Source organism: Hymenobacter coccineus, assembly GCF_001816125.1.
Lineage (GTDB): Bacteria > Bacteroidota > Bacteroidia > Cytophagales > Hymenobacteraceae > Hymenobacter > Hymenobacter coccineus.
In genome coordinates this window covers 1-7,498 of record NZ_MDZA01000106.1, presented here as the reverse complement: position 1 = coordinate 7,498, position 7,498 = coordinate 1, and the positions used below count along the sequence as shown (strand labels likewise).

General features: G+C 64.9%; 11 protein-coding genes. 6 read left to right on the top strand and 5 right to left on the bottom strand.

Annotated features, from left to right (window positions below; all coding sequences use genetic code 11):
* The 3 genes from BEN49_RS07735 to BEN49_RS07725 form a co-directional block, all read left to right on the top strand.
* Window positions 1–1,061, top strand: a 1,061-nt coding sequence (locus BEN49_RS07735; protein WP_239691864.1) for a VWA domain-containing protein, incomplete at its 5' end; no start/stop codon positions are given.
* A gap of 317 nt (window positions 1,062–1,378) precedes the next feature.
* A complete protein-coding gene (locus tag BEN49_RS07730) occupies window positions 1,379–2,047 on the top strand; it encodes a YggS family pyridoxal phosphate-dependent enzyme (protein WP_070742465.1) in 669 nt (222 codons plus the stop codon).
* A 189-nt stretch (window positions 2,048–2,236) separates the two neighbouring features.
* On the top strand, window positions 2,237–2,611 hold the full coding sequence (locus BEN49_RS07725; protein WP_070742464.1) for a DUF423 domain-containing protein: 375 nt from the start codon (window positions 2,237–2,239) through the stop codon (window positions 2,609–2,611).
* 151 nt (window positions 2,612–2,762) lie between these two features.
* On the opposite strand, the gene BEN49_RS07720 is transcribed toward BEN49_RS07725, so the two are convergent.
* The 5 genes from BEN49_RS07720 to BEN49_RS07710 all read right to left on the bottom strand — a co-directional run bounded on the left by BEN49_RS07720 (window position 2,763) and on the right by BEN49_RS07710 (window position 5,706).
* Window positions 2,763–3,212 carry a DUF1573 domain-containing protein gene (locus BEN49_RS07720; RefSeq protein ID WP_070742463.1) on the bottom strand — a complete coding sequence of 150 codons (450 nt, stop codon included), beginning with the start codon at window positions 3,210–3,212 and terminating at the stop codon, window positions 2,763–2,765.
* A gap of 223 nt (window positions 3,213–3,435) precedes the next feature.
* Window positions 3,436–4,503: an ATP-dependent DNA helicase gene (locus BEN49_RS07715; RefSeq protein WP_317040412.1), complete on the bottom strand. Its 1,068-nt coding sequence runs from the start codon at window positions 4,501–4,503 to the stop codon at window positions 3,436–3,438.
* Window positions 4,473–4,865: an AAA family ATPase gene (locus BEN49_RS30465; protein WP_317040411.1), complete on the bottom strand. Its 393-nt coding sequence runs from the start codon at window positions 4,863–4,865 to the stop codon at window positions 4,473–4,475. Before BEN49_RS30465 ends, BEN49_RS07715 begins: the two co-directional genes overlap by 31 nt.
* Window positions 4,866–4,868: 3 nt before the next feature.
* The gene (locus BEN49_RS26705) at window positions 4,869–5,255 is read right to left on the bottom strand and encodes a hypothetical protein (protein ID WP_125916625.1); all 387 of its coding nucleotides are present in this window, start codon (window positions 5,253–5,255) and stop codon (window positions 4,869–4,871) included.
* Between the two features lie 10 nt (window positions 5,256–5,265).
* Complete coding sequence (locus BEN49_RS07710; RefSeq protein ID WP_239691863.1) at window positions 5,266–5,706, bottom strand: PaaI family thioesterase; 441 nt, start codon at window positions 5,704–5,706, stop codon at window positions 5,266–5,268.
* Window positions 5,707–5,903: 197 nt separating this feature from the next.
* Here BEN49_RS07710 and BEN49_RS07705 point away from each other — a divergent pair, with 197 nt between their 5' ends.
* From BEN49_RS07705 to BEN49_RS07695, 3 genes are all read left to right on the top strand, one after another.
* Window positions 5,904–6,509: a DUF4126 domain-containing protein gene (locus BEN49_RS07705; protein WP_070742462.1), complete on the top strand. Its 606-nt coding sequence runs from the start codon at window positions 5,904–5,906 to the stop codon at window positions 6,507–6,509.
* Between the two features lie 86 nt (window positions 6,510–6,595).
* Window positions 6,596–7,108, top strand: coding sequence for an NUDIX domain-containing protein (locus BEN49_RS07700; RefSeq protein WP_070742461.1), 513 nt, complete (start codon window positions 6,596–6,598; stop codon window positions 7,106–7,108).
* A gap of 56 nt (window positions 7,109–7,164) precedes the next feature.
* Window positions 7,165–7,498 (top strand): DUF3822 family protein (locus tag BEN49_RS07695; protein ID WP_125916623.1); only part of this gene is annotated, 334 nt, incomplete at its 3' end.

Sequence of the window (7,498 nt, the reverse complement as noted above, 5' to 3'; positions counted from 1 at the left end):
GTCACCCGCCGGGCGGCCCGTACTTTTGCGCCAATGAGCAGCTTTCCCGATTTTTTGCGCTACGCCACCTTGGCCGGCTACCAGTGGCAGCACCCGCTGCTGCTGCTGCTCATCGGGGCGTGCCGCTGCTGTTTCTGCTGCGCCGGGGCCTGGCCCACCGCTGGCGCGCGCAGGTGCCCGTGACGCTGGCGCCCGGCGTGGCCCCCGGCGGCGGGGCGGTGGCGCTGCTGCGCTTCGTGCCCGATGCCGTGCTGGGCCTGGCCCTGGCGCTGGCCATCGTGGCGGTGGCGCGCCCCCAGCGCACCGACGAGCGGGTGGAGCAAACCGGCCGCGGCATCGACCTGGTGCTGGCCGTGGACGTGTCGGGCTCGATGGAAATCCAGGACCTGCGCCCTAACCGCCTCGAAGCCGCCAAGCGCCTGGCCACCAGCTTCGTGAACCGCCGCGCCGGCGACCGCCTGGGCCTGGTAGCCTTCGCCGGCACGGCCTACTCGCTGGCCCCGCTCACCACCGACTACGACCTGCTGCGCGAAGACCTGGCCAGCCTCAAGCTGGGCCTGATTGCCGACGACGGCACGGCCATCGGCACGGCGCTCGGCGTGGCCATCAACCGCTTGCGCGAATCGACGGCCCGCTCGCGGGTCTGCATTTTGCTCTCCGACGGCGAGAACACCGGCGGGGCCCTCGACCCGCTGCTAGCCGCCCGCCTGGCCCACGCCTACGGCATCCGCCTCTACACCATCGGGCTGGGCAAGGACGGCTTCGTGCCCTTCGGCCAGGACTCGCTAGGCCGCCCGCGCTACGTGCAAACCCGCCTCGACGAAACCACGATGCGCGAGCTGGCCCAGGCCGCCGACGGCCAGTTCTTTCGCGCCACCGACAACGCCGCCCTGAGCCAGGTATTTGCCCGCATCGACGGCCTCGAAAAGTCCGATATCCGCCAGCTGCGCTACCGCAACACCAAGGATTTCTACCGCCCCTACCTGGCCCTCAGCATCGCGCTGTGGCTGCTGTGGCTGGCCCTGAAAAGCACGTTCCTCAGCAACCCACTGGAGGACTAAATCACTGATTAGGCAGATTAACCGTGATTTCACTGATTTTTTGAGCCTTTGCAGCAGAGCCGGGCCGGGCAGCCGGCTTTTTAGCCGGCTGCCCGGTAATCGCTGCACCGTTAGCCAGCCGCTGCACGGGGCCCCCAACTCCTCCCTACTATTAGCGGGCAGCCGGCGAAAAAGCCGGCAGCCCGCCCCCACCGCCCAACGACTCCCTTCGCAGGCCTTACGCCCAACCCAATGGCAACATTGGTTATTTCTTTGTTAAACCTCCGAGCCGTGCCGTTGCAATTAGCGAAATCACGGTTAATCAGTTAAAATCAGTGATGAGTATTGCCGACAACATCCGCGCGTTTGAAGAGAAGCTAGCCGGCACCGGGGCCCGGCTGGTGGCCGTGACGAAAACCCACCCCGTGCCGCTGCTGCAAGAGGCCTACGCCGCCGGCAGCCGCCTATTTGGCGAGAACAGGGCCCCGGAAATGGCCGAAAAAGCCCCCCAGCTGCCGCCCGATGTGGAGTGGCACCTCATCGGCCACCTCCAAACTAACAAGGTCAAGCTTATCGCCCCATTCGTGCACACGGTGCAGAGCGTGGACAGCTTGCGCCTGCTGCAAGAGCTTGACCGCCAAGCCGCCCGCCACAACCGCGTCATCCGCGGGCTGCTGCAATTCCACATCGCCCAGGAGGACGCCAAAACCGGCCTCTCGCTGCCCGAAGCCGAGGAAATCCTGGCCTCGCCCGCGTTTGGGGCCCTGCAAAACGTGCGCCTCACCGGCGTAATGGGCATTGCCACCAACACCCCCGACGAGGCTCAGGTAAGCCAGGAATTCGGCCAACTCCGCGGCTACTTTGATGCGCTGAAGGCCAAGTTCTTTGCTGACGACGCTGAGTTCCGTGAAATTTCGATGGGCATGAGCGGCGACTACGCCCTGGCCCTGGCCGCGGGCAGCACGCTCATCCGCGTGGGCAGCGCCATCTTCGGTCACCGCGGCTAGCGCACTGTAGCGCGGCTGTAGCGCGAACTTTGTAGTTCGCGGCTCTCGCTTCGTCTTGCCGATTACCGTTCGGCGACCGTTCAGAGCCGCGAACTATAGAGTTCGCGCTACATATCGGACTTCAACCGTTCAACCGCGCGGACTCGCAGAGTCCACGCCACAGCCTTTAAACCAAAACTTTTCTACTATATGACTGCTCGCCTTCTTATTCAAATTGCGGCCGGCCTCGGCTTTTTGGGCGTGGCCATCGGCGCCTTTGGGGCCCACGGGCTACGGCCCATGCTCGAAGCTTCGGGTCGCTTCGACACCTTCGAAACCGCCGTGCGCTACCAGTTTTACCACACGCTCGCCATGCTCGCGGTGGGCGTGCTGTGGGTGATGCGCCCCGAGCTGCGCCTGGGCCTAGTGGGCAACCTGTGGCTGGCAGGCGTGCTGGTGTTCAGCGGCTCGCTCTACGCGCTGTGCTTCACGGGCGTGACGAAGCTGGGGGCCGTGGCCCCGGTGGGCGGCCTGCTGCTCATTGGCGGCTGGCTGGCCCTGGCGCTGGCTGTGCGCAACGTGTAGGGCCCCAGCCGGGGGCCCCGGTTCGCTCCAAACCGCATGCAAAAAGGGCGGCCCGCTGGTGCGGGCCGCCCTTTTTAGCTTTGGCAAAAGCCTGATTTAAATACTAGCAAGAGAGCCAATGGCTAGCAGCTAAAAGCTAACGGCTCAATACTTAGTTGGCTTTGGTGGTGCTAGCGGCGGCGGCAGCGCCGGCCTCCTTCACGTCGCCCACGAGCGATACGGTGGCGGGGCCCGCGGTGGCGTTCGACTCGATGGTCAGCACTTTGTTCTGCATGCCCATTTTGCCGGCCGAGTTGAAGTGGGCCGAGAGGGTGCCGGTTTTGCCGGGCATCACGGGCGCTTTGCTATACTCAGGCACCGTGCAGCCGCAGCTCACCCCGATGTTGGAGATGATAAGGGGCTGGTTGCCAGTGTTCTTAAACTTGAACGTGTGGTCAACCATACCGCCCTGGGCCACCGAGCCAAAGTCGTACTTCGACTCTTCGAAGGTGATGGCGGGGCCAGCCGTTTTGGCGGCGGCCGTGGCGGGCTTCATGGTTTGGGCCTGGGCGGTGAAGCCGGCGGCGGTCAGGCTCAGGGCGAGCAAGAGGGCTTTTTTCATAATCGTAACGGAACGGGTTGGGTTGAGGAGCAGTAGAAAGGCGACGGGTAAAATTACACGTTTTGGCGGGCTTGGCAAATCCGGAGCCAAAGCCGCCGCTAGGGCCATGCACTGGCGGCGCAACAGCGCCCGCGCCGCGAAAATTCCGCCCCTTCCGGCCGCCGCGCCCCAACGGCAGCGCCGCCAGCCCGGCCCGGGGCCCAAAATCAGCCGAATCAGTGGTTTAGTCCTCCACGGGCGGGTCGCTCACCAGGCGCTGCTGGAAATTGAGCAGAAACAACCGCTCCGAGGCCCGCGTGATGGCCGTGTACAGCCAGCGCGCAAACTCGCCGGCTAGCGGCTCGTCAGGCTTCAGGAAGCCGTGGTCCACGAACACGGCCTGCCATTGGCCGCCCTGCGCCTTGTGGCAGGTGAGGGCATAGGCAAACTTGATTTGCAAGGCGTTCAGGTACGGGTCTTTGCGCATTTCCTTGTAGCGCTCGGCCTTGGTTTTGAGGTGGGCGTAGTCGGCGGCCACGGCCTGGTAGAGCTCGTTGTTGCGGTCGGAAGGCAGGGCCGGGCTCTCAGTGTGGAGCGTATCGAGGAGCAGCTTCACCTCCAGCTCGGGCTCGTCGGGGTAGTCCACCAGCCGCACCCGGGCCTGGGCAAAGTGGAAGCCGTACACCTCCTCGCGCCGGATGATCTTGCTGATTTGCAGGAAGTCGCCGTTGGCCAAAAACCCAATTTCCGAATCCTTGTCCAGCCAGTAGTAGTTGTTGCGCACCACCATCAGGTAGTCGCCGCCCTCAATCTCCTCCTCGGCATCGAACAGGGCCCGGCGAATGAGCTGGTTGTACTGGTTGGCGTTGCGGTTCGAGCGGCAAATGATGGTCGTGTTCTCGTGCCCAAACTCGCGGTAGGCCCAGCGCAGGCCGTCCTCCAGCTTGTCGCCGCCCATCTTGAACATGTCGCGGAAGCCCAGGGTGTGCAGCTGGATGTTGGGCACCGGCTGCCGCAGCTCCTCGCGCAACTCGGTGGCGTTCACCAGAATCCCCGAGTTCAGGGCCTGGCGCATCACCTGGCGCAGCTCCACGGTGGCCACTTGGGCGCGGAAGCGGTGGGCCAGGCCCTCGGGGTCGAGGGCGGGGCTTAGGAGCTGGCCCACCGGCGGCAGCTGCGCCGTGTCGCCAATGAGCAGCAGCTTATTGGTCTGCTTCTCAAACACGAAGTTCATCAAATCATCCAGCAATCCAGTTTCACCAAACGCCTTTTCGTCCGAAATCATCGAGGCCTCGTCCACGATGTAGAGCATCTGCTCCACGCGGTTAGGCTGCCGCTGGAAGCTGAGCCGCTCGGCCGGGGCCCCGAGGTTTGGCGGTAAATCTTTTTGTGGATGGTGCCGGCCGGTACGCCCGCGTAACCAGCCATCACTTTGGCCGCGCGGCCCGTCGGGGCCATCAGCGTGTACTTGCGCTGGAGTTGGTGCAGCCACTGCACCAAGGCGCTGATGACGGTGGTTTTGCCCGTGCCTGCGTAGCCGCGCAGCACAAACACCTTGCGCCCGGGCAGCTGGTCGCGCAAAAACTCGTCGAGCTTGGCAAAAAGCAGCGCCTGGTCATCGGTGGGCTCGTAAGGGAAAAAGTCGCGGACGGACGGGTAGCGGACGGAAAGCATTAATTATTTAATTCGGTACAAATCACCATCCTCAAAACCAGCATAAACCGGTCTATCATTCCCCAGAAAAGAACTATTCACTGGACTTTTCCTCAGTACTCTTCCAAGAGAATAAATAACCTGGAGCAATACCCAATGCCATTCTTGCTCCTCCGCAACTGCAATAATTAACTCTTCTTCAACCAGAAATTCTGGAGGGTAAGAAGCCCAATCATCGTCTGCTTCATCGTAATTTTTCGAGCCTGCTAAGTAGAGCACGTAGCCTTCTTCTGCTTCGCCGAGTCCAAAGCGGAAGGCGGATATTTCTTCAACAGGTTTCTCGCGCTTTATAATCCCGTGTAACCAACTTTCTAATTCGTCCTGAAAAGGATTTGCGCTACCCATGCTCATTTTTAGTGAATTAGGAATTTGGCTCAATCACCGCCATCGTGGCCGAGGCTTTGGCCACCAGCAGGCCGTCGCACCACACCTCGGCTTCGCAGAAGTGCAGGCGGCGGCCGGCCTTCAGCACCCAGCCGATGGCGGTGAGCTTGCGGCCCACGCTGGGGTGCAGGTACGACACGCGCAGGTCGGCCGTGACTACGACGTGATCATCGGGCACGAGCGTGACGGCGGCAAAGCCCGCGGCCAGGTCGGCCATCGTGGCCACCATGCCGCCGTGCACGAAGCCGCGCTGCTGCTTGTGCTGCTCGCCAATGAGCAGCTCGGCCTCGATGCGGCCGGGAGCAATCAGGGTCAGGTCGGCCCCCACGTGGTGCATGAAGTGCTGGCGCAGCAGCTTGCGGCGGATGCGGGCTTCGAGGTCGTCGGTGGGGTCGGGGTGGGGCAGGTCAGGTGTCAAAGCGTGGGTGGAGCAGGTAGGCGCACGGCGTTATGTACCGTTTTATACTTGTCATAATTTTTAAGGGCGTTTAAGAACCGAATCAAATCTTATTTCTACCGTTCACCCCAGCCTGGGGGCCCTGGGCAAAGATAGGCGGCGGGCCGAGTGCACCCAGCCGGGGCCAACTGGCAACTTTCTCTACTACTTTAACCCTCATGGAAACCCTCCCTTTTACCGAATACGTCGTGGCTGGGGCCCTGGGTCTGGGCTTGGCCGCCAGCAGCGGCTTCCGGGTGTTTGTGCCGCTGCTGTCGGCCAGCGTGGCGCACCATTTTGGGTGGCTGCCGGCGGCCCCGGGCTTTGCGTGGCTGGGCTCGTGGGCAGCCATGCTGGCGCTGGCCGCGGCCACGGTGTTTGAGGTGCTGGGCTACTACCTGCCAGTGGTCGACAACGTGCTCGACACGCTCACCACGCCAGCATCCATCGTGGCGGGGGCCCTATTGATGACGTCCTCGCTGCCTCACCTCGACCCGGCCTTGCGCTGGGGGCTGGGCATTGTGGTGGGCGGCGGCACGGCCGGGCTGGTGCAAGGCGGCACAGCGCTGCTGCGGGCCAGCGCCACGGCCACCACCGGCGGCCTAGCCAACCCCGTGCTGGCCACCCTCGAAAACGTGCTGGCCGTGGGCGGCACCGTGCTGGCACTGGCGCTGCCGCTGGTAGCCGGCGCAGCGGCCGTGGCGCTGCTGCTGTTTGGGCTGGGCCGGCTGCGGCGCTGGCGGCAGCGACGGGCGGTGCGCCGCGCCGGGGCGCCGGCGGCGTAGGGCCCCGGGGCCCTTTTGCCACCCTGCGGTCTTTCCTTGCGTACAGTACGGCACCCGGTCTACTCCCCGGCCTTTTTTGAGCTGTAATGTCCGATTCTTCCGTTCCGCCCTCCGACGCGCTGCTGGCCCTCTACACCGGCCAAGTGCGCGTGCGCGTGGGCGGCCTGCTGCTGCACAACAACCGCTTACTGCTGGCCGCCCACCGGGGCCTGCTGCCCGTGGGGGCCCCCTTCTGGTCGCCGCCGGGCGGGGGCTGGCAGTTTGGCGAGAGCCTGCACGAGGGGCTGGTGCGCGAGTTTCAGGAAGAAACCGGGCTGGCGGTCCGGGTGGGCCGTTTCCTGCACTTGCACGAGTTCCGGCGCGATGGCTTGCAGGCGCTGGAGCTGTTTTTTGAAGTATTGGCCACCGGCGACGGCCCGCTCGCCCCGCACCTGGGCCACGACCCCGAGCACGCCCCCGATGCCCAGCTGCTCACGGAGCTGGCCTGGCACACGCCCCGGCAGCTGCTGGCCTTGCCGCCGGCGCACGTGCACCCGGTGCTGCGCGGCCTGCTCAGCGTCGACGACGTGTTTGTGCCGCAGCTGCGGTTTGGGGGGTAAAGCGGGCCGGGCGCGCGGCTGTATCTTGCGGAGCCGTTCGGCTTTTTGCTTCGCCCGTGTCCGTTTCCACCGCTCCTTTCTCGGCTTCCTCGGCCGCGCCCGCTCCCCCCGCCGCGCTGCTGCGCCTGCGCGACGACGCCTTCGACCCCAACCACCGCGCCGCTTACAACCTGTACCTGGCCGTGGGGGCCGGCCGCCTGCGCGTGGCCGCCGTGGAAGTAGCCCGCCGGGCCTTTGTGCTGCTCGAAGACTACGCCCTGCCGCCCGGGGGCCTGCCCGCCCTGGCGGCGGCCCACGACTGCCTGGGCCGCGCCGGCTGGCACGCCGTGCGCCTGGCCACCACCGGCCGGGCCTTCACGCTGCTGCCCGCGGCCTTGTTCCGGCCCGGCG

What these genes read in the sequence shown, in the direction of transcription:
- BEN49_RS07730 (WP_070742465.1), top strand. Translation starts at nt 1,379, where the DNA reads ATGAGTATTGCCGACAACATCCGCGCGTTTGAAGAGAAGCTAGCCGGC.
- BEN49_RS07700 (WP_070742461.1), top strand. Translation starts at nt 6,596, where the DNA reads ATGTCCGATTCTTCCGTTCCGCCCTCCGACGCGCTGCTGGCCCTCTAC.
- BEN49_RS07705 (WP_070742462.1), top strand. Translation starts at nt 5,904, where the DNA reads ATGGAAACCCTCCCTTTTACCGAATACGTCGTGGCTGGGGCCCTGGGT.
- BEN49_RS30465 (WP_317040411.1), bottom strand. Translation starts at nt 4,865, where the DNA reads ATGCTTTCCGTCCGCTACCCGTCCGTCCGCGACTTTTTCCCTTACGAG.
- BEN49_RS07725 (WP_070742464.1), top strand. Translation starts at nt 2,237, where the DNA reads ATGACTGCTCGCCTTCTTATTCAAATTGCGGCCGGCCTCGGCTTTTTG.
- BEN49_RS07715 (WP_317040412.1), bottom strand. Translation starts at nt 4,503, where the DNA reads ATGCTCTACATCGTGGACGAGGCCTCGATGATTTCGGACGAAAAGGCG.
- BEN49_RS26705 (WP_125916625.1), bottom strand. Translation starts at nt 5,255, where the DNA reads ATGAGCATGGGTAGCGCAAATCCTTTTCAGGACGAATTAGAAAGTTGG.
- BEN49_RS07720 (WP_070742463.1), bottom strand. Translation starts at nt 3,212, where the DNA reads ATGAAAAAAGCCCTCTTGCTCGCCCTGAGCCTGACCGCCGCCGGCTTC.